The organism is Paraburkholderia sp. BR10141, from assembly GCF_056155635.1.
This window is the reverse complement of sequence record NZ_JBMIQH010000022.1, coordinates 29705-49353: the sequence shown is the minus strand read 5'-3', so window position 1 is coordinate 49353 and position 19649 is coordinate 29705. Positions and strand designations below refer to the sequence as shown.

The window sequence follows — 19649 nt, the reverse complement described above, 5'->3', positions numbered from 1 at the left end:
TTGTTCTCACGAAGTTAGATCCCCTTCTGGATCCAGTGCGAAGCCTTCTCAGCAATCATCATCGTCGGGGCGCTCGTATTTCCGCTCGTGATTTTCGGCATAACGCTGGCATCCACCACCCGCAGGCCCGCGACGCCGCGTACACGCAGATGACTGTCAAGCACGACTTTAGGATCGTCGAGGTTGCCCATGCGTACCGTACCCACCGGGTGAAAGATCGTCGTGCCGATATCGCCAGCGAGTTTGGCAAGTTCGGCATCCGATTCGAATTGCGTACCCGGCTTGTATTCCTCGGGCAGATACTTGGCCAACGCCGACTGGCTGGCAATGCGGCGCGTCAGGCGCAGCGAATCCACCGCCACCCGCTGATCCTCAGCCGTACTCAGATAGTTCGGTGCAATGGCCGGCGCATCTTCAAAGTTTCCGCTCTTGATACGAACATAGCCGCGGCTCGTCGGATTGATGTTGCAAACGCTTGCGGTAAATGCCGGGAACGTATGCAGCGGCTGGCCGAACGCATCGAGGCTAAGCGGCTGGACATGGTACTCGAGGTTTGCGTGCTGACGGGACGGATCGCTACGCGCGAAAATGCCCAGTTGCGACGGCGCCATGCTCATCGGCCCGGAGCGGTGCAAAGCATACTCAAGACCAATCTTTGCCTTGCCCACCATATTCGATGCAAGAACATTCAACGTGTCGCAGTTTTGCACCTTGAACACGGCGCGCACCTGCAAGTGATCCTGAAGATTCTCACCAACGCCCGGGGTGTCCTGAATCACGTCGATTCCATGCTGTTTCAACAACGACGCCGGCCCGATGCCCGAGTGCTGAAGAATATGAGGCGAGCCGATCGCGCCCGCACTCACGACGACTTCGCGTGTTGCAGCAACGTCGACGATTTCCCCGCTGTACAAAATTTCGGCGCCAGTACAACACAGCGCCCCGTTCGCGTCCCGGGCGATCGTCAGACGCTTCACGCGTGCATCTGTCCAGATCGTCAAGTTCTGGCGCTGTTTGATGGGTCGCAAGAATGCCTTTGACGTGTTCCAGCGCCAGCCATCTTTCTGCGTCACATGGAAGTAGCCAACTCCAAAGTTGTCGCCGGTATTGAAGTCGTCGATCACGGGAATGCCGGTCTGCACCGCCGCCTGGGCGAAGGCATCGAGAATTTCCCATTGGAGACGCTGCTTGTCCACACGCCACTCGCCGCCGTTCGCATGGACTCGGGCAATGGCGGCGGCGTTGCCTTTCAAGTGGTCCCGATTCTCGGGATCGAGCTTGAAAAAATCCTCATGCGCCATGAAGTCCTTTAAGGAACTCTCCCACGTCCAGTCAGTGTCACCGGCCAGTTCCGCCCAGTGATCGTAATCGCGTGCCTGGCCGCGCATGTAGATCATGCCGTTGATGCTAGATGAGCCTCCCAACGTTTTACCGCGCGGATAAATCAGCTGACGCCCGTTCAGGCCTTTGTCCGGTTCCGTCTTGAACTGCCAGTCCGTACGCGGATTGTCGATGCAGTAGAGGTAACCGACAGGCACGTGGATCCAGATGTAGTCATCCGGTCCACCCGCTTCGAGCAGGAGAACATTTTTTGTTTTATCGGCGCTCAACCGATTAGCGAGCAAGCTGCCGGCTGAGCCGGCGCCAATAACGATGTAGTCATACGAAGTGGTGTTCATTTCTCATCCTGTTTGAAGCGACGCCATTTCCGCCATCAAGATTCGTGCGTTCATATCCTGCATTAATAAGTACCCCATAGTACAATATAGAATTGACGTTTATTCAATGGACGGCGGGAGGCATTTATCAAATAATCCTACCGTCCGGAGAAATACAAAACAGACGACTTCACACAAAAGCAACGAAGAACTACGGCAGGCTTGCGCAGCGCTGCTGACCAACCTTCCAGCTTCACGCCAGAACCGGAACCTTCCAGTCAATCCAGAACAACGCTGCGAGTTGAGCGCAAACGATGCCTTCGCGAATCTCACCGGCGTACTGCGCTCGCTCTAGACACTTCCTCGGACGCGTTTGCCAGTCGGCGAACACTTCGCGAAGACGCTTGCGGTAGCTTTCCGGAAGGACGCCCATCTTCCTGCCAAGATTACCTAACAAGGAGCCGCGCTGAAACTTGCAACGCTGCATGTCCGCCTCGCCGTCGGCGATGAAATCGCGCAGACGCTGCAGCGGAAAAGTGCGTGCGTTCGTCAGCCAGGAGCCGGCCCAGCTTCCACACAAAATAGATCGCGTAACGGTTGATCAGTTCGGGACCAAATGCCTCCTTCTTCGTAAAGTAGTGGAAGAACAGGCTTTTTTTCACATTCACACTACGGAGAATTTCTTCGAAACCGATAGCCGAATGGCTCTGCTCGATGAATGCGGCAACGCCAGCGTGCACTGGTGAATAGCGAGTCTCGCTGTGATCAGCAGACGCTTTCGGAGGGCCGCCTCGGCGCCGCATGACGATCTGCATTTCCATGGCTGAATAATAGACCGCGCGTCCAATAAATTTATTATCCATCTCCGATAAAATGATTTTTACCAGCGCGCAAAAATTCCATCACGTCAGCTGCCGGTCTCTCTATGCACCGCGGGATCAACAGTTCGTGTGACTTCCAGCGTCCGGATCTGTTGTACATTACAACCAGCACTTTGTTTGTTGCGACGCGAATAGCGCTGAAACCCTGCTCTTCCCGTGAGGATTGAACCGTGGACAGGATCATGAACATGCGCGCATTTTTGCGCGTCGTCGAAACAGGAAGCTTTACCGCCGCTGCGCAGACATTCGATACGAGTACGGGTGTTGTGTCGCGAGCCATATCGGATCTCGAGGCCCATCTGCAAATTCGCTTGCTGAACAGGTCAACCAGGCGTTTGTCCGTGACTGACGCTGGCCAACGATTTCTGATTCGATGTCGCCAGATTCTTGAAGACCTGGATCGTGCGGATGCGGAGGCAAAGAACGCGCGTGAGCGACCAGCCGGCATCCTGCGGATGCACAGCTACGCCAGCGTCGGCCAACACTATGTGTTGCCCATAATTTCCCGATACCGGAAGATTCATCCCGAAGTCACGATCGAACTGACGTTGCTTCAGCGTACGCCGGATCTATTCGAGGGGACCTGCGACGTTGCCATAATCGCTGCCGCCACCCTGCCCGATTCAGACCTGGTCTCGCTGCATCTGGGCTCGACCTTCAACGTTCTTTGCGCATCGAAGGAATACCTCGACGAACATGGCGTTCCCGTGGTGCCGTCCGATCTCCTGCGCCATAGTTGCCTGACCCTTCACACCCCCAAATTTCCCGCGCACACCTGGACACTCGAAGGTCAAGGCAAAAAGGAAGTCCTCGAGGTGAGCGGTCCAGTTCAGACGAATATTGCCGAGTCTCTGTTGGTCGCCGTGCGTGAAAGCATGGGGATCGCCACGATACCGCTCTATGCCGCCATTGACGAATTGAAGAGCGGCAAGTTGGTCCGCGTTCTGCCGGACTACGTCCTGCAGAAGATGAATATCTATGCTATCTACGCATCGAGGCGGTATGTCGATGCGAAGATACGCACATGGATTGATCTCGTTCGGGAGTCGATGCCGGAAGCAATGGCGCGCGACGAACGGGCTCTGTTCGACCTGGCCGCCAAGACCGGCGACAAGTGTTGCGGCGAATCTCCGCTTGACGACACTCCCGACGGCCTGACCGACTCCGTGCGCCATTGAGTGGGCCGTTTCTTCCGATAACTTCCGCCCGTGAAAGGCGATCGGTCGCTCAAGGGCCCGCGACACGATTCTGCCTCAATTCACATTGCTCTTGCTCTCGCGCGGTGCGGTGCCCTTCGCTGCCAGTTGCGAAAGGGGAGTTCGCGACGCCATTTTGTTCTGGCCGATGATCTTGGCTATCTCTTCATCGGCCTGTGCACCATACTGTTCAAACACATCCGTACGATAAACCGTGTTGTGCGCGGTGGCGAGTTCCTTGCCGGATACGTCGTGCGTATCGACCTCGACCTGCATCGACAGGCCAATCCTCAGCGGATGCGCTTGGAGTTCGCGCTGATCGATCTGAATGCGAACCGGCAGTCGTTGGACAATCTTGATCCAGTTGCCCGTCGCGTTCTGCGCTGGCAACGTGGCGAATGCGCTGCCCGTGCCGGCCGCGAAGCCCTCGATGCGGCCGTGATATTTGACGCTCGAACCGTAGACATCAGCGCTCAGCGTAACGGGCTGACCGATGCGCATGTGCTTGAGCTGGACTTCCTTGAAGTTCGCGTCCACCCATACGCCGTCGAGTGGTACAACCGCCATGAGAGGCGTGCCGGGCGACACGCGCTGCCCGACCTGAACGTGGCGCAGCGCCACATAGCCCGTCACCGGCGCCGGCAAGGTATTGCGTGCGTACGCGAGCCAGGCGTCGCGCAGTTTCGACGCGGCGGCCTGCACGTCGGGATGCTGCTCGACCGTCGTACGGTCGGTCAGTGCATGATTCGCTTCGGCTTGCTGGCGCGCTGCATCGAGCGCGGCCTGTGCAGCATTCACCGTATCGCGAGCGTGGGCGATGTCTTCGGCTGAAACGGCGCCCGTGTTCGCGACGGCCGCGCGCCGGCGCAGGTCGTCGTTGGCTCGCGCAAGGTCGGATTCACGCTGCGCCACCTGCGCCGCATAGAAGTCGTTGTTGACGTACAGGCCGCTCACGCGGCGCACGGTCTGGCCTAGCGCCGCTTCCGCATTCCCCAGCGCAATCTTTGCGTCCGCCGGGTCCAGCATGACCACCGGGTCGCCTTGCTTGACGATCTGCGTATCGTCCGCGTTGACGGCGACCACGGTCCCGCTTACTTGCGGCGTCAGTTGCACGAGATTGCCGCTCACGTAGGCATCGTCGGTCGATTCATGGTAACGGCCGTCTATGAAGTACCAGGCAGCATAGGCCGTCGCCCCAAACACAACCGCTGCTGCGAGAAGGACCAGCAGCCGCTTGCGGCGGCTCGGCGGCGTAGTGTCTCCGCCATTGAGGGCCGGAGCAGCTTGCGCGTCGCCGGTATTTTCGTCGATGTGATCAGCCGGCTCGCGCCTGGGTGTGATGGTTTCGCTCATTACAATTCTCCTCACGAATTGACCAACGCGCCGCTCAATGCTCGGCTACGGGGACGTTGTTTTTTCCGGCTGCAACATCCTCGTGACGGATGGCATCCGCCGAAGTGTCGACATAGCCGCCACCCAGCGCCGATGCCAGCTCGATCTGCTGGTCTCGGCGGTTCATCTTCAGGTTGGCGACCGTTTGCTCGGCGTTCAGGACCGTGACATCTGCGTTGAGTACGGTCAGCTGGTTGGTGAGACCGCCCTTGTATTGCGTGATCGCGAGCTTGTCGGCGTCCTGTGCGGACTGCTGCGTGGCCAGGGCGTCAACCAGCTGCACATCGCTCGAGCGGATCTGCGCGAGTTGTGTGGCGACGTCGGAAAGCGCGTGGACCAGTGTCTGGTTGTACGCGGCCACGGCGTAGTCGAGCTCGGCGTAGCGGCCCCTCAGCTTCGCGCGCAGTTCACCCGCGTCGAAGATCGGCAGGTGAATCGCCGGCCCCACCGACACCGTGCGGCTCACGGCATTGAGGAATTGACCGAAACCGAACGCGTCGAAACCGACCGCTGCGCTCAGATTGATGTCGGGATAGAACTCGGCCTTCGCTTCCTTCACTTCATGCGTAATCGAGTCGACACGCCAGCGTGCTGCGACCATGTCCGGGCGCCGGCTCACCAGGTCGGCAGGCAGGTTGTCCGGCAAACGCACTTCATCGCCGACACCGAGTGCCGGCCGCGCGATCTTCACCCCACGGTCCGGTCCCTTGCCCATCAGCGCAGCCAGTTGGTAGCGCGTAGTCAGAATGTTGCCGTCGAGCGCGGCGAGACTGCCGCGGCTCGCGGTCAGGTCCGCTTGCGCGGTCTTGCGCTGCACCTCGGTATCGAGGCCCGTCGCAATACGGGTTGCCGTGATGCGGGCAATCTGCTCGCGGCGCGCGACTTCCTCTTGCGCGATATCGCGCAGCGCATACAGGCGAGCCAGATCGTTGTAAGTGCGTGCGATCGCGGCGGTCAGCGTGAGCTTGACCATTTCAGCGTCGGCGACGCTCGCCTGCTCCTGCGATACGGCCGCCTTGAGCGCCTCGCGGTTCTTGCCCCACAGGTCGAGATCATACGAAGCGGTCAAAATGCCCTTGTTTTCGGTCTCCCAGCCTCCCCGATACGGCGGCGGAATCACCGTGGTGCCACTGAACTCCTGGCGGGTCAGCGAGTAGTCCGCACCAACGCGCGGCAGCGTGTTCGCCTTCGCGGTCTGGCTATAGGCCTGCGCCTCGGCGACGCGAGCGCGTGCCTCCTCGATCGTCGGGCTGCCTTGCAGGGCTTCGGTGATCAACGCTTTCAGTTGCGCATCGCCGAACTGGTCTACCCAGTCGGCAGCCGGCCAGTGGCCTTGCTCCGCCGGCAGGGTTTGGGTCGTCTCAAGTTGTTGCGGCAGCTCAATCCGTTTGTCGCTATGGATGCCCGCATAGTTGACACAGGCCGAGAGCACGGCCGCGAAAATTGCCGACACACTCACCTTTAACACACGGGAACCGATGTCGAATTGAATAATCTGCGAATTCATTTCTGACCCGATCAGAGTGATGGATAAAAAAGTGCGCGCGACCGCATGACTGCAGCGCTCAATCGTCGACGAGTTTGCGAAGCAGGCGGCCCAGTTCGTGGAATTCCACCGTGGTGAATTTGCGCAGCCGCGCGTTCAGGACATGCGGTGCGATTTCCGGAAGCTGAGCAGCAATTTCCTCGCCCTTTTGCGTCAAGGTCAGATTGACCACCCGCCGGTCGCCGACGTCTCGCGAGCGCTCGAGGAGCCCCCTCGCTTCGAGCTTGTCCAGCGTGCGCGTCATCAGGCCCGTGTCGATTCCGAGCAATTTCGAAAGCTCGAACGGTGTACTGGCCGCACTAAGCTTCATCGACAGCAGGATGCCCATTTGCTGGCCCGTGATGTCGAAGTCCTTGAGCGCCGCGTCCATTTCCGAAACGATCAGGTTGCGTGCCTTGACGAGCGTGAATCCCACACTCTCGGTCAGCACGAAGGTTTCGGTTGCGTAATGTTCCATATCACGTTCCCCCGGGGTCAGTGACCGCCAGCGCCTGCGGCGCCGGCCGCCACGCCCTTGCCCGGCTTGGTCACCCAAATTAGCGGGACGATGACGATAAAGATCACAGCCGATATCCAGAAGATGTCGTTCAACCCAAGCATGGTGGCTTGCGCGTTGAGCGAGGCCTCGTAATAGGCCATTGCCTTGGGCGTAGAGGCATTGAGCGTAGTCTCCAGGCGGGAAATCGCACCCGTAAATATCGGGTTGTCCACGCTGGTTTGCTCCGTGAGCCGGGCATGATGGAGGATCGTCCGGTCGTTCCAGCCGTTGCTCAGCAGCGACGTGCCCACTGCACCGGCGAAGATGCGTGCGAAGTTGGACAGACCCGCCGCCGCCGGAATCTTTGCCGGCGGCAGCCCTGAGAGGATGATGCCAGTGAGTGGCGTGAAGAACAGCGCCGTCGGAATGCCCTGCAGCAAGGTCGGCAATATCAGCGCCCAGGCATCGACATCGGTCGTGTAGTTCGAGCGCATGAAGAACACGGCAGCGAATCCCACGAAGGCTAGCGTAGCGAGCACCCGCATGTCGGAACGGGGCATGATCTTGCCCAGCACGGGGGCCAGGATCACCGCGAAGATGCCAAGTGGCGCCGTCACGAGACCCGCATCCACTGCTCGATAGCCGAGAAAGCCCTGAATCCATTGCGGCAGGATCACGAGGTTCGCAAAGAAGATCGCGTAGGCGACTGAAATTGCAATCGTCCCGCCGAGGAAGTTGCGCTCCTTGAATAGCCGCAAGTCGACGATCGGCTTCTCCTCGGTCAGCTCCCAGATGAGAAAGAACACAAAGCTGACCAGTGCGACGATGGAGAGAATCCAGATTACCGGCGAGTTGAACCAGTCCATATCCTTGCCCTTGTCGAGCATGATCTGCAGCGAGGCGACCCACGCAATCAGCGAGATGAGCCCGACCTTGTCGATCGGCAGCTTGCGTGCCGGCGTTTCGCGATCCTTATAGATCATCCAGATCACCGCGGCGGCAAAGAGGCCCACCGGCACGTTGATGTAGAAGATCCACGACCAGCTGTAGCTGTCCGTGATCCAGCCACCGAGCGCCGGGCCGGCAATCGGCCCGACCGTGGCGGTCATGGCCCACAACGACAACGCGCTTGAACTTTTTTCCTTCGGAAACGACGCCAGCAGCAACGCCTGCGAGAGCGGCACGAGTGGGCCTGCCACTGCGCCCTGCACAACCCGCGCGACGAGCAGCGTCAGCAGGTTCGGCGCGAGGCCGCACGCTGCGGACGAGAGCACGAACAGCAGAATCGCCCAGACGAATAGCTTGACCTGACCGACACGCTGTGTGAGCCAGCCGGTCAGCGGAATAGACACGGCGTTGGCCGCCGCAAACAGCGTGATGACCCACGTCCCTTCGTCGACCGAGACGCCGAGATTGCCCGAGAGCGTCGGAATCGCCACGTTCGCGATCGACGAATCCAGCACGTTCATGAAGGTGGCGAGCGCCACGGCGAATGTGCCGAGCATAAACCTAGCACCGCTCAGGCGCGCCGCGTCGGCATTGGAAGGCGAATACATGCTGCGTTCTCCAGTCTCGATTACTTGACCTTCCTGTCAGTCATTGTTGCTTGTCTGACACGTCTGATAATTCAATGCAAAAAAAGCCGTCTCTGCCATGGAGCAACTTGGATAGAAGCGTGCTAAGGGCCTCGAAATCGGATTTCGTGAAGTGGCCAAAATGCTCGCCCCGCACCTCTGGCACCGCGCCCGCATCTCTGCTGACCTTCTCCCACCCCGCCGGCGTCAGCGAGACGTCGACAACGCGCCGGTCCATACCGTTGCGGGAGCGCTCCACCAGTCCGCCTTGTTCCAGTTTGTCCAGCACACGGGTCATTCGTCCCGGATCGACGCCTAGCAGCTTCGACAGTGCGGCCTGGGACTTCACGCTCTCGCGTGCGAGGGTCAACAGAATGCCGCGTTCCTGAAGATTGACGCCCACATGCTTGAGCCTCTGGTTGAGTTCGGCTGCCATGAGCTTGCGGGCGCGGCCAAGTGCAAGGACAAGATTCTGGCTTCGCTCGAAATCTTCGTTAGCCGGGTCATTCATTGATTGCTCCATTGTCTGACTTTAAATGTATCTGACAATGCAGATTAATACCAACATACCCATAGAACGTGTAAGGCAATGTCAATATGCCGATGCTGATACAGAGCATCGCCGTCCCTATGCCCCTTGTGCGTGCAGACGGCGCTCGAGGGGCTCGGCGCCTTCTGGATAAAGCGATATCCTTAGGAGAACCAGCGCGTGCAATGGTGCGGGCCTGAATCCCTCGCCGATCGCTTGGGAAGTACGCGAAATGGCGCTATCGAGTGCCTCGGCGAGATCCGGCTGAAGCAGCTGCCTGACTCCGGACCTCGCGCATTGCTCATAGTGTTGCTGCAAGCAGGTGAGGATCACGTCAATAGACGTCTGAATAGCAAATGGAAGATTTTTTCTTTCGAGTTGAAGATCCAGTGTATTCAAGCCGGCCCGGATGTCGCGCAACGCTGCCACAGTGGCACTGTCGCGTTCGTCCGTCGCGTCCAGCCGGGCAATCAGCAACAACAAACGGTCGAGCATGCGCGCGAACAATTCCGGTTGATCTGTCAGCGCATGCGGTGCTGCGGCGAACGCCAGGTCCTCCCAGCCTGACCGGGTCATGCGCGTGACGGCCAACTCCGCGCCAAAGGGGCGCGTAACGCGGGTCCACAGGTAGGCGAACAGCAACCCGGTCAGGCCCGAAACGCTGCTGTTCAGGAACGTCTCGACGTTGGCGTCGAAAGCCCCTTGAAGATTGAGGAACACTGCGGTGTTGAACGAAACGACCAGCGCGATCAGACTGAACGGCGGCCTGGGCAGCAAGGTGCCGCATAGCAGGAAAGGTAACGCGAGCGCGAGCACGAGCATCGCGAAGTCATTGGCTACCGGCAGGATCACGAAAAGATAGAACCCGGCAATGGCGATGGCCATAACCGAGGCAACAAAAAAGCGGAAGATGTCCGGTGCAGGATCGTCCTGACCGGCAAAAAAGCCGCACGCTACCGATGCCAGTGCCATACCGGTTCCGCCGTCGACCCACTCCGAATTGATCCACAGCGCACTGGCGACAAAGATCGCACCAACGGCCGTCACGGTCGCGAACAGCAAGATGCCATGATCGACATATCGATGAGCCGCACCGATACGCCAATGGCGAAAGCGGGGGTGCCAGCCTGCCACCTTGTCGATCGAAATGTGATGTTGCAGGGATATGCAGTCCTCCCACAGATCAACCAGAACGCTCAGACGCCAAAGGACGCTGGAAAGCAGCATCCCGTGCCACCCTCCCATGTGATCGCTGGGGGGCTCGAGCTTGCCCAGGTCAGTACGCAACTCCTGCGCCCTACTGCGAACCTCGCCGTCGGGGTGCGAGTCCGGGCGCGCGTGGGTGGCCGCAATCCAGATGGATATCCTGTCGAGCACGGCGACGAGTTCGTCTTTGATCGCTGAGTCCGAGGCAAGGAAGATCCGCAGCGGATCGGCGAGTGCTGCGATGATGGGGAGCAACAGCGCCATTCTGCCTCGCAGTTGGCTGGCCCCCGCCACAACGTCTGGCCGGGTAGCGTCATACGCAAGTTGGCTCAGCAGCACATCGAGCCCGTTCACACTGCCGGCCATACGCCGCAGCCCCTCCACCACCCGCCGGTCGGGACGCTCACCCGCCAGCGTTCGTCCAGCAAAGTGGGCCGCATCGCCAAACCAGGAGACCGTTCTCTCGGAAAGCACCGGAGTTAGCCTGTTGGGAAACAGCACCGCATTCACGATGCTTGCTACGACGATGCCAACGAGAATCTCTTCAGTGCGCGCAACCGCGACATCGAAGATGGTGGAAGGATTGAATACCACCGGATAGGAAATGAGGGGAGTGGTATACCCCGCAAGCACGAACAGATACGACCTTGCAGTGCGATCCCGGAGCGAGAGGTACAGCATGAGGCCCATCCACGTCGCGATCACGAGACTCATGAGGTACGGCGTATCGATCAGAGGCGGGACGATCACGATCGCCGCCGCCGCCCCAAGCAGCGTGCCCAGTACGCGATATAACGATCTGGATGCCGTCGCGCCCACAAACGGATTCGAGACGACATACACGGTTGCCAACGCCCAGTATGGGCGCGGCAATTCCATCTTGAACGCCACATACAGCGACACCATCGCCGCAACAAATGTCTTGATGGAAAATACCCAGTCACGCAGTGATGGATGCATGTCTCATTTCACACAAAGAGCCTGTTAGCTGCCGAAAAAAATCGTGCAGTAACTGACTGGCCCAACACATTCGCTATTCGAACGCGAATAGCGTCCTTCGTTGCGATAAGAAAACGAATACAAGTGGTGGTGCTCGGCCGCACCATTGTCTTGAGCCACCTGAGGCGTCAAGCCTGCCGCGTCGGACGGCGCCTGTGTGGTGTCAGCCGGTTGGTTCGTTTGTGCGAAAGTTGATGTCGAGGCGATCAAAGCGGCAGTTGCAACAGATGCGGTGATCAATGCTTTCATGAACATCTCCAGAAATCCGATTCAATCCGCGAATGAGAATTTTCCGCGGCATCTTCGATTCTACGCAACGACGTTTCTAGAATTGACACCCTGTAGCTCACATAACCGTTGTCATTGAGCTCCATATTCATGGTGCTTTTATCGCCGCAATCTGACGATTTGACCCATGACGCTAGAGAAGCGGTAATCTCTTCCCACGATTATTGCCTCTGCGCGGTCACGTTATTCACAAAGACTTTTTCGTCTGGCGTCTCCCACCCTCCCCCCAAGGCGAGAAATAGCGTCACCTGGTCCAGCGCGGTTTTTGCTCGTGCGGCCGCCAGCTGCGCTTCGGCGGTCGTGAGCGTACGCGTGGCATCGAGATCGGAAATCAACGATTCCCGGCCGCCAACGTAGAGCCGGTGAACCTGATCCGCGGCTTTTCCCGCGGATTCTTGCGCCGCCCGGAGCGCCTGAACGCGCTGACCGTCGGCAACATTTGTGGCTAGTCCCGATTCGGTTTCCCGCAAGGCAGTCAGTACCACCCCGTCAAAACGCGCGAGTTGTGCCTGGGTTTCCGCTTTCGCTGCCTGCACCCGTTCGCGCGCGCCATTGACGGGGAACGTCCAGCTGATGAGCGGTCCGTATCCGTAATGCTGCGTCTGAACACCCGGAAGATCACTTGCCTGGCCGACCAGGCCCGCTGAAGCTCCAATGCTGATCGTCGGATAAAGCGCGCCGATGGCTACGCCAATGCGCGCCGTCGACGCTGCCAGCTTCCTCTCTGCTTCGCGCACGTCCGGCCGCCTTCTGAGCAATGCCGCGCCGTCGCCGGCCGGTATCGGCTGGTCGATACGGGGAATGCGTTCACACGAGAACGCGGCTTGAGGCAGGTTCGCGGGCGGCTCCGCCAGCAGGGCGGCGAGGCGGTACTGGGCGATCCGGCGCTCCTCGGTGAACTGCGGAAGCGAAGCAGTGATGTTCTGGACTTCCGTTTCATTTCGCGTCACATCGGGTGCGTTGCCTCTGCCCTCGTCGTGCAGTTTTCGCGTGACCTCGGTTCGCTGTTGCTGGAGCTCAAGTGAGCGTCTTGCTATCCAGAGTTGCTCACCGGCAGCGCAAGTCTGAACATACGCGCGCACCACGTCAGCTACCACCGTGATGCGAGCCAGGTCCGCGGCGGCCTCGACGGCGTCGTCGTCGGCCTTTGCCGCCTCGACACCGCGCCTGATTGCGCCGAACAGATCGATTTCATAGGAGATCCTCAGACCGGAATCGACATCGGTCGACATCGGAATTTCGTGAGGAACCAGAAACTGTTCTCCCGAAAGGCGCTCGCGGCTGACTGACGCCGCGGCCCTGCCGCTGAAGCCGCCTTGCGCCTGTGCAAACGCGACATCCGCTCGCGATTTTGCGAGATTGGCCGCGGCCACGCGCAAATCGGTATTCGAATGCAGTGCCTGGACGATCAGTCCTTCGAGTACCGGATCGTTGTACAGACGCCACCAGTCGTCCGGCACGGGCGCCTGCGTGGCGATCTTGCCGTCCACGCCGTCAATGTCACCGTTGGCGAAGGGAGCGTTGACAATCGCGTCCTTCGGCACCTTGTAGTCGGGGCCCACGGTCATGCAGCCTGCCAGCGCCAGCGCGATGGTGAACACCGGCGATAACCGAAGTGGCTTCACCTACAGACTCCCCAACATCAGGCGAATGCGGTTTATCTGTGCCGCCAGACCCTTCAATTTAGGCGGCTGTGCCGCCGCATCGGGGTCCCCGCCATGCCCATGGACCCAGACTGTCGCGGTGCGCCCGGCTATCAGCCGAAAATCAGCCGGCACATCGTCCAGCGCGACCCGCACTGGAATACGTTGAGCGAGCCTCACCCAGCTATAGGCGGGATTGACGTTCGGCAGGAGGTTATTGCTTTGACTGCGATCCCGATCCTCGATTCCCGCCGCGATGCTGGTGACGTGCCCCCTCAGAATGACCGGATCGCCCATCACTTTGATATCGACGCGCTGTCCGATCTCGATGCCGTTGATCTTTGTTTCTTCAAAGTAGCCATCCACGCGGAAAGAATGCTGATCGACCACCGAAAGCACTGAATGGCCCGCTGTCACGTACTCCCCCGTGCGCGGAGCCTGGTCGTTCAGGTACCCGTCGACGGGGCTAACCACCGTAGTGCGTTCGAGATTAAGGCGAGCGGTATCGAGCGCGACTTTCGCCTGCCCAAGCTGGGCCTCGGCCTGATCGACCTTCGAGGTGCTCTCTTCCCTGATCTCAGTCGCTACGAGATCGCCGAGCGCCCGGTTGCGCACCGCCTCGCGCCGGGCCTGGTCGAGAATGGCGCGGCGCTGTTCCTCGGTCGCCTGTGCTTCCCGCAATGCCAACGAGTAGCGCGCGCGATCGATCACGAACAGCTTCTGGCCGCGCCGCACAGGCTGATTGTCCGACACGTCCACTTCGACAATCAGCCCCCCTACGTCTGGCGCAACCTGCACGATATCGGCGCGCACGTGTCCATCGCGCGTCCACGGCGAAAACAGGTAATAGCCAATGACGCGCCAAAGCGAAAAGCCTGCTGCAGCCACGATGGCAGCGGTCAGGAGCACCCGCCCAGCAGAGAACCCGAAATTCTTCACGACACAAACTGACTGGAAATGATTAAAACCAACGACAGCACAAGCGCATACATGGCAAGGTCGAAAATCGGACGGTGCCAGACGACCCTGTAGAACCCGGCTCTCGCCAGCACTGACCGGATGCAGGCATTGATGCAGTACGCGATCGCCGATACTGGTATCAGAGCGGGTATATACACGCCCAAAATGTCCACCTGACCCGTCATGGCCTTTCGTCCTCGACTCAACTGTTGTTCAACCGGATTGTGTTACGTTTAGCTGAAAATTTCCCTCTGTATTGTTTCGTAGGCATGCGAAGTATATTCGATGATGATCGATTGTCTCGTGCATTTCCGTAAACAGTCCTCTTCAATCTCGACGATTAAAGATTCGATCACTTTGCACAGGGTGCGGAAAAGCCTAGTTTTATGCGAATGAAATCACGCGACTGTCGATCTTCGACGCAAAAGTGGATCACATCGTCTACCCCATGGAAACGCTGCATGGAAATACCGTCTTTGAGCCGCAACGCAACGATCCGCCGGGTGCGCGAAACGGTTTATTGACGGCAGGTATCAACACTTGTTCATCCCGGGTTGTTCCTGTGTCTGCCGAACTTGTGTAGCCTGTATTAGGAAAGAGGAAACGCCATGGACATGCCTGCTATTACCGCAATAAAGGCTTCCGCGTCGATAGCCAATTTGCTTTCAGAGCATCCTGCTTATCGCAGGGTGTTTCGTGAAGATGCACTCACAGTCGGCCTGATTTTGCCGCTCGAAACGCACTCCGACTCGCCAACGCTGCGCGAGCACGTCGAAATGGCGCAACGCGCCGAAACACTGGGCGTCGCGGCATTGTGGATGCAAGACATCCCCTTTTTCGATCCCTCATATGGCGACGTCGGACAGATCTTCGAGCCGCTGGTCTACATTGCGAGCCTCGCGGCAGTGGCACACGAGATCGCCTTTGGCACGACAGGAATCGTTCTGCCTGTGCGCGAGCCGCACATACTGGCCAAGCAGGTGAATTCGGTTGACCAGTTGACGAACGGAAGACTCCTGTTAGGGATGTCCTCGGGCGACAGGCCGTCTGAGTACCCTATTTTCGGCATCGATTTCGATAGCCGCGGCGAGCGGTTTCGCGACGTGTTTCAGGTGTACAGGACTATAGGCGAGAAGCACTTCCCGATTTTCGACTCTTCCCGCTTCGGTAAATCGCGCGGAACACTGGACCTGCTGCCCAAGCCACCCTACGGCCGCACTCCGGCGATCGCCGTTGGTCGAGCCCAGCAGAGCCTCGAATGGATTGCCGCGCATATGGACGGCTACCTCGGCTTTGTGCCGGGCCCTGCCGACCTCGCTGAGTTCGCCAGCAGCTGGAAGGAGCAAGTAGCACAACAGTTTGGGCGTAAAGCGTTCAAGCCCGTTGCCTTTGGCGGGTTCCTGTATCTGTGCCCCAATCCCGACTTCCCGTTCCGGAAGATCAAGGGCGGTTTTGCAATCGGCAGCCGGACGCTCAGATATTTTCTCGAGCGTGCCCGCGATGCGGGCATCAGCCATGTCGCGCTGAATCCGAAAGTGACGCCGCGTCCTTGTGCCGAAATACTTGAGGAACTGCACAGTGAGGTGCTTCAGTACCTTTAAGGTCGATGTCGCTCGCGACTGAGGCCGAATATCCGTTGGAAAACCTTGATATCAGGAGCTTGCCATGTCGCTCGATACAGTGCTGTATACCGCCCACGCAACCGCTACTGGAGGCCGCGACGGGCGTGCGGTCATTCCTGAAGGCGGACTGGACCTTAAGCTGACCATGCCAAAAGAACTCGGGGGAAAGGGGGGAGAAGGCACGAATCCGGAGCAACTGTTTGCCGCCGGCTACAGCGCGTGCTTCATCGGCGCAATGCGGTTTGTGGGCCAGCGCGACAAGATCGCCATCCCCGCCGATGTCTCCGTCGACGGCAGCGTCGGCGTGGGCCTCATCCCCAACGGCTTCGGCATCCAGGTCGAACTGAAGGTGTCACTGCCCGGCATGGCGCGCGAAAAGGCGCAAGAGCTCATCGAAAAAGCCCACGCCGTTTGCCCGTATTCAAATGCCACGCGCAATAACATCGATGTGACCCTCACGCTCGTCTAAAGCACGGATGCATCGAAAACATGCCGGCTGCCCACTACAGCGGGAGCCGGCATTTTGCATTGTATCCCGGGTTTATCGGTACGCGCTGCCAATGCAGCAGCAGCGCTGCGCCTTGAACACTAGCGAACAGACTGCAACAGTTGCGCGATGGTTTCCTTCATCTCGCGCTCCAGTTGCGCAAACAGTTCGGCGGCTGGCAGAAAGCGCGCGAGCGCCGCCGCCTGCCCTGCCCATTGCGCACCAAAGCCAAATTCTCCCTTCGCCTTTGCCGCAGCATGCAGCGCCTTGCCGGCGTCGTAGGCAATCGGATAGTCGGGGGGACGAGGCGAGCTCGGGTCGCTGCCCAGTTCCGTGAAGCGGTTCACCATGCTTCTCGCCACACGGCCGGAAATCGTATTGGTAAAGGTCGTGCGACGCGCGGCGCCGCTGAGCAGCGTGCGGCGATAACCCTCGTCGATGGAGGTCTCGGGGCACGCCACGAAGGCCGTGCCGAGTTGTGCCGCCTGCGCCCCGAGCGCAAGCGCCGCGGCAATGCCCGCTCCGTCGACGATACCGCCGGAGGCAATCACCGGCAGCGAGAAGTTTTTGACCAGCAGTCGGGTCAGCGCGAACGTCCCCAACTGATCGTCCAGCGCTTCGGGGTCGAAGACGCCCCGATGTCCACCCGCCTCGATGCCCTGCGCCACGATGACATCGACACCCGCCTGGGCAACCTGTTCGGCTTCAATCAAGTTCGTTGCGGCGCCGAGAAGCTTGATGCCCGCCTTCTTCAACTCGCCAATGACTTCCGAAGACGGCAGGCCGAAATGGAAACTGACAACGGCCGGTTTCTCTTCAAGAAAGACGTCCACCATCGCGGAGTCTTCGACAAAGCTTGTGTAAATCTCCGACAGCGATGTGGGCGCCGTTGCGCCGAACTTTTCGAATTGCGGTGCGAGCCAGCTCAGCCATACGCGCTCGCGCTGGGCGTCGGCCTTTGCCGGCTGATGACAGAACACATTGATATTGAACGGATTGCCGGTCAACTCCCGCGTCTGCCTGATGACCTTGCGCGCGCCCTCGGAATTCATCGCACCGACGCCCAGCGAGCCGAGCCCTCCCGCGTTCGACACAGCTGCTGCGAGCGCTGGAGTGCTCACGCCGGCCATAGGCGCTTGCACGATCGGCTTTTCGATTCCTAGCAAAGGCAGTAGTGCTCGATTGTCAGTGTGGCTGCTCATCTCGATTCCTCTTCAAAACGTTTCCGTCCGCCTGACGCGTTACGCCCGAGCCTGAAGGGTACGCCTTAGCGTTATGTTCAACTTCGCACGACCCGTCGTTAAGTAGCCTCGGGAAAAATGTTCTTTACCCCGAGGAAACGCGGAATGGACCGTATGCGAAGAAACTCGCTACAAAGTACTCGATTACGCCGCGGCCAGTGTCGGTCGGTTTTGCACGCCGGGCCTCGTGAGAACCGCAACCAGACCTTCGTCGTCCAGCGCGCTTTCCACGCGGAAAAATTCGATGCAGAAGTCCACGAATGTCCTGAGACGCGCGGATAGCATGTCCCGGTGTGCGTAGAACAGGCATAGTTCCAGTTCGCTATCCGGCACGGAACAGTGCGGTAGAACCGGAACAAGTCTGCCTGATTTGATGTCGTCGCTGACCATTGCCTCCGGCAGCACCGCAATCCCGGCGCCGTTGAGCGCGGCAGCGCGAAGATACTGCTCATCGCCGCTCATGGAGGATATCGGAGAGATCTTGATACGATTACCATCTTCGAGCAATTCGATTGCGTGGCTTCCGATGCGGGACGCGGCCACATTGAGCAGTAGAAAGCGCGTTTCCAAGCTGCACGCTCGCGTGGGAGTGCCATATTTGCTGAGGTACTCGCGCGATGCGACGAGCGCCCCCCGCGACGTCGACAGGGTTCTACGGATGACTGTCGGCTGCTCGATTAGGTGCGAAGGCAGAATCGCAATATCGATGCGCCCAGCGTAGAGATTAACGGCGCGATCCTGCACAGCGACGGTCAAGTTCACGTTGGGCGACAAATCGCGATAGCTCGTCACGAGCCGTGAAAGCGTCGAACTCGCGAGCCCCGGGTGGACGACAAGGCTCAGCTTTCCGGAGTCGATTTCCCGCTCGTTCGTGATACGCCGATTCGCCTCGTCCATTGCCTCCAGCATGCGACAGCACGTTTCATAGTATGGCTTTGCCTCATCCGTAAGCACAACTGACCTAGTTGTGCGGTGGAACAAGCGTATATGCACATCCCTTTCGAGCCTCAGAATGGTCCTGGAAACCGCCCCAGTTGTGACACCCAGTGATTGAGCCGCCTTACTGAAGCTCTGCTTTTCCGCGACCAGAACGAAAGCTCTGAATTTGTAGAACTGGTCCATCACCCTCCTCCTATTTCGGGGCCTGTATCGCTCAGTCCAAGAACAGGAACTCCGCGTGCACGCATGTGTCATGCAAATGTCGCCGTGTTTCCATGTGCTCTGTTCTCACGTTGCTGCGTGACCGCAGACTATTGTGCGAGGACGCTGCCGTTCTTTGTCAGCATGGTAGGTGCGTTGCGCGCCATGCGCCAGAGCACCTTAGCCTGCTTCAGGGATCCCTTCGGATACCGCCGGGAAACGTTCGAGCCATGTCACGGCGCACCGAGAATTCTCTCGAGAAGATCGCACAAAGCCGTGAGATCGACAGGCTTACCGTAGACGGCGACAACACCCGCTTTATTCAGCATCGCCTTCACGTTTTCGGTTGGAAATGCCGTAATGAAGATCGTGGGAATGGTGTAGCCGAGAGCGACTAGCCGCTCGTGCAATTCCGTTCCCGTCATCCCTGGCATCCTGACGTCCGTAATCAGGCACGCGATCTCGTCAATCCTGTTCGATTGGAGAAATTCGGTAGCCGAAGCGATTTCGCACACGTTTCGCCCGCTCGCACGAAGGAAGTTCCAGAGTGCTCGTCTGACGTCTTTGTCGTCGTCAACGACAGCTATAGTCTGAGTCGGTTGGGTGCCCATGCGATCATCGGTTACAAAGGGAGTGGCTCGGTCTGACTTCGTAGACACATTGGCGCAATTCAAAACCTAGCTTGCGCGGCGATGAATTGGAATGATACGAAAGTATCCCTCGGTACACTTCTGGATGCCGGACGCTGCGCGCCAAGGTGGCAAGAAACGCAGGTGAACCTTATCGCGTGGTATCGGTTCGAATACCAT

The 19649-nt window shown here is 59.1% G+C and carries 19 protein-coding genes and 1 pseudogene; 3 read left to right on the top strand and 17 right to left on the bottom strand.

The window, feature by feature from the left end; translation table 11 throughout:
- Positions 1-14: 14 nt before the first annotated feature.
- From ACOJB8_RS26845 to ACOJB8_RS26835, 3 genes are all read right to left on the bottom strand, one after another.
- Positions 15-1679 carry a GMC family oxidoreductase gene (locus ACOJB8_RS26845; protein WP_475015251.1) on the bottom strand — a complete coding sequence of 555 codons (1665 nt, stop codon included), beginning with the start codon at positions 1677-1679 and terminating at the stop codon, positions 15-17.
- A gap of 232 nt (positions 1680-1911) precedes the next feature.
- Positions 1912-2145 carry a TetR family transcriptional regulator C-terminal domain-containing protein gene (locus ACOJB8_RS26840; RefSeq protein WP_475015249.1) on the bottom strand — a complete coding sequence of 78 codons (234 nt, stop codon included), beginning with the start codon at positions 2143-2145 and terminating at the stop codon, positions 1912-1914.
- Entirely contained in the window at positions 2105-2521 is a 417-nt protein-coding gene (locus ACOJB8_RS26835) for a TetR family transcriptional regulator (RefSeq protein ID WP_475015247.1), read from the bottom strand. Before ACOJB8_RS26835 ends, ACOJB8_RS26840 begins: the two co-directional genes overlap by 41 nt.
- A 188-nt stretch (positions 2522-2709) precedes the next feature.
- Here ACOJB8_RS26835 and ACOJB8_RS26830 point away from each other — a divergent pair, with 188 nt between their 5' ends.
- The gene (locus ACOJB8_RS26830) at positions 2710-3717 is read left to right on the top strand and encodes a LysR family transcriptional regulator (protein WP_475015245.1); all 1008 of its coding nucleotides are present in this window, start codon (positions 2710-2712) and stop codon (positions 3715-3717) included.
- 75 nt (positions 3718-3792) lie between these two features.
- Here ACOJB8_RS26830 and ACOJB8_RS26825 read toward each other — a convergent pair whose 3' ends face one another.
- The 10 genes from ACOJB8_RS26825 to ACOJB8_RS26780 all read right to left on the bottom strand — a co-directional run bounded on the left by ACOJB8_RS26825 (position 3793) and on the right by ACOJB8_RS26780 (position 14535).
- On the bottom strand, positions 3793-5088 hold the full coding sequence (locus ACOJB8_RS26825; protein ID WP_475015242.1) for an EmrA/EmrK family multidrug efflux transporter periplasmic adaptor subunit: 1296 nt from the start codon (positions 5086-5088) through the stop codon (positions 3793-3795).
- A 34-nt stretch (positions 5089-5122) separates the two neighbouring features.
- Positions 5123-6634, bottom strand: coding sequence for an efflux transporter outer membrane subunit (locus ACOJB8_RS26820; protein ID WP_475015240.1), 1512 nt, complete (start codon positions 6632-6634; stop codon positions 5123-5125).
- A gap of 58 nt (positions 6635-6692) precedes the next feature.
- The gene (locus ACOJB8_RS26815; protein WP_475015237.1) at positions 6693-7130 is read right to left on the bottom strand and encodes a MarR family winged helix-turn-helix transcriptional regulator; all 438 of its coding nucleotides are present in this window, start codon (positions 7128-7130) and stop codon (positions 6693-6695) included.
- 17 nt (positions 7131-7147) lie between these two features.
- On the bottom strand, positions 7148-8707 hold the full coding sequence (locus ACOJB8_RS26810) for a DHA2 family efflux MFS transporter permease subunit (protein ID WP_475015235.1): 1560 nt from the start codon (positions 8705-8707) through the stop codon (positions 7148-7150).
- A 40-nt stretch (positions 8708-8747) separates the two neighbouring features.
- Positions 8748-9236, bottom strand: coding sequence for a MarR family winged helix-turn-helix transcriptional regulator (locus ACOJB8_RS26805; protein WP_475015233.1), 489 nt, complete (start codon positions 9234-9236; stop codon positions 8748-8750).
- A gap of 117 nt (positions 9237-9353) precedes the next feature.
- Positions 9354-11420 carry an FUSC family protein gene (locus tag ACOJB8_RS26800; protein ID WP_475015231.1) on the bottom strand — a complete coding sequence of 689 codons (2067 nt, stop codon included), beginning with the start codon at positions 11418-11420 and terminating at the stop codon, positions 9354-9356.
- A 24-nt stretch (positions 11421-11444) separates the two neighbouring features.
- Positions 11445-11708 carry a hypothetical protein gene (locus tag ACOJB8_RS26795; RefSeq protein ID WP_475015229.1) on the bottom strand — a complete coding sequence of 88 codons (264 nt, stop codon included), beginning with the start codon at positions 11706-11708 and terminating at the stop codon, positions 11445-11447.
- 200 nt (positions 11709-11908) lie between these two features.
- On the bottom strand, positions 11909-13372 hold the full coding sequence (locus tag ACOJB8_RS26790; RefSeq protein WP_475015227.1) for an efflux transporter outer membrane subunit: 1464 nt from the start codon (positions 13370-13372) through the stop codon (positions 11909-11911).
- Complete coding sequence (locus ACOJB8_RS26785; protein WP_475015225.1) at positions 13373-14329, bottom strand: efflux RND transporter periplasmic adaptor subunit; 957 nt, start codon at positions 14327-14329, stop codon at positions 13373-13375. It abuts the gene before it with no gap.
- The gene (locus ACOJB8_RS26780) at positions 14326-14535 is read right to left on the bottom strand and encodes a DUF1656 domain-containing protein (protein ID WP_475015223.1); all 210 of its coding nucleotides are present in this window, start codon (positions 14533-14535) and stop codon (positions 14326-14328) included. Before ACOJB8_RS26780 ends, ACOJB8_RS26785 begins: the two co-directional genes overlap by 4 nt.
- Before the next feature lie 423 nt (positions 14536-14958).
- Here ACOJB8_RS26780 and ACOJB8_RS26775 point away from each other — a divergent pair, with 423 nt between their 5' ends.
- The gene (locus ACOJB8_RS26775; protein WP_475015221.1) at positions 14959-15951 is read left to right on the top strand and encodes a TIGR03571 family LLM class oxidoreductase; all 993 of its coding nucleotides are present in this window, start codon (positions 14959-14961) and stop codon (positions 15949-15951) included.
- A gap of 64 nt (positions 15952-16015) precedes the next feature.
- On the top strand, positions 16016-16441 hold the full coding sequence (locus ACOJB8_RS26770; RefSeq protein ID WP_475015219.1) for an organic hydroperoxide resistance protein: 426 nt from the start codon (positions 16016-16018) through the stop codon (positions 16439-16441).
- Positions 16442-16560: 119 nt separating this feature from the next.
- Here ACOJB8_RS26770 and ACOJB8_RS26765 read toward each other — a convergent pair whose 3' ends face one another.
- The 4 genes and pseudogenes from ACOJB8_RS26765 to ACOJB8_RS26750 all read right to left on the bottom strand — a co-directional run bounded on the left by ACOJB8_RS26765 (position 16561) and on the right by ACOJB8_RS26750 (position 19451).
- Positions 16561-17661 carry an NAD(P)H-dependent flavin oxidoreductase gene (locus tag ACOJB8_RS26765; protein WP_475015217.1) on the bottom strand — a complete coding sequence of 367 codons (1101 nt, stop codon included), beginning with the start codon at positions 17659-17661 and terminating at the stop codon, positions 16561-16563.
- A 183-nt stretch (positions 17662-17844) separates the two neighbouring features.
- Positions 17845-18609 carry a LysR substrate-binding domain-containing protein gene (locus tag ACOJB8_RS26760; RefSeq protein WP_475015464.1) on the bottom strand — a complete coding sequence of 255 codons (765 nt, stop codon included), beginning with the start codon at positions 18607-18609 and terminating at the stop codon, positions 17845-17847.
- Positions 18610-18648: 39 nt separating this feature from the next.
- A pseudogene (locus ACOJB8_RS26755) lies at positions 18649-18822 on the bottom strand (LysR family transcriptional regulator); the annotation flags it as partial.
- 251 nt (positions 18823-19073) lie between these two features.
- Positions 19074-19451, bottom strand: a complete 378-nt coding sequence (locus ACOJB8_RS26750) for a response regulator transcription factor (RefSeq protein ID WP_475015213.1) — start codon at positions 19449-19451, stop codon at positions 19074-19076.
- Between the last annotated feature and the right edge of the window lie 198 nt (positions 19452-19649).

Excerpts from the sequence above, each read along its gene's own strand:
- ACOJB8_RS26845 (WP_475015251.1), bottom strand. The coding sequence starts at position 1,679 with ATGAACACCACTTCGTATGACTACATCGTTATTGGCGCCGGCTCAGCC.
- ACOJB8_RS26840 (WP_475015249.1), bottom strand. The coding sequence starts at position 2,145 with ATGCAGCGTTGCAAGTTTCAGCGCGGCTCCTTGTTAGGTAATCTTGGC.
- ACOJB8_RS26835 (WP_475015247.1), bottom strand. The coding sequence starts at position 2,521 with ATGGATAATAAATTTATTGGACGCGCGGTCTATTATTCAGCCATGGAA.
- ACOJB8_RS26825 (WP_475015242.1), bottom strand. The coding sequence starts at position 5,088 with ATGAGCGAAACCATCACACCCAGGCGCGAGCCGGCTGATCACATCGAC.
- ACOJB8_RS26820 (WP_475015240.1), bottom strand. The coding sequence starts at position 6,634 with ATGAATTCGCAGATTATTCAATTCGACATCGGTTCCCGTGTGTTAAAG.
- ACOJB8_RS26815 (WP_475015237.1), bottom strand. The coding sequence starts at position 7,130 with ATGGAACATTACGCAACCGAAACCTTCGTGCTGACCGAGAGTGTGGGA.
- ACOJB8_RS26810 (WP_475015235.1), bottom strand. The coding sequence starts at position 8,707 with ATGTATTCGCCTTCCAATGCCGACGCGGCGCGCCTGAGCGGTGCTAGG.
- ACOJB8_RS26805 (WP_475015233.1), bottom strand. The coding sequence starts at position 9,236 with ATGAATGACCCGGCTAACGAAGATTTCGAGCGAAGCCAGAATCTTGTC.
- ACOJB8_RS26800 (WP_475015231.1), bottom strand. The coding sequence starts at position 11,420 with ATGCATCCATCACTGCGTGACTGGGTATTTTCCATCAAGACATTTGTT.
- ACOJB8_RS26795 (WP_475015229.1), bottom strand. The coding sequence starts at position 11,708 with ATGAAAGCATTGATCACCGCATCTGTTGCAACTGCCGCTTTGATCGCC.
- ACOJB8_RS26780 (WP_475015223.1), bottom strand. The coding sequence starts at position 14,535 with ATGACGGGTCAGGTGGACATTTTGGGCGTGTATATACCCGCTCTGATA.
- ACOJB8_RS26775 (WP_475015221.1), top strand. The coding sequence starts at position 14,959 with ATGGACATGCCTGCTATTACCGCAATAAAGGCTTCCGCGTCGATAGCC.
- ACOJB8_RS26770 (WP_475015219.1), top strand. The coding sequence starts at position 16,016 with ATGTCGCTCGATACAGTGCTGTATACCGCCCACGCAACCGCTACTGGA.
- ACOJB8_RS26765 (WP_475015217.1), bottom strand. The coding sequence starts at position 17,661 with ATGAGCAGCCACACTGACAATCGAGCACTACTGCCTTTGCTAGGAATC.
- ACOJB8_RS26760 (WP_475015464.1), bottom strand. The coding sequence starts at position 18,609 with ATGCTGGAGGCAATGGACGAGGCGAATCGGCGTATCACGAACGAGCGG.
- ACOJB8_RS26750 (WP_475015213.1), bottom strand. The coding sequence starts at position 19,451 with ATGGGCACCCAACCGACTCAGACTATAGCTGTCGTTGACGACGACAAA.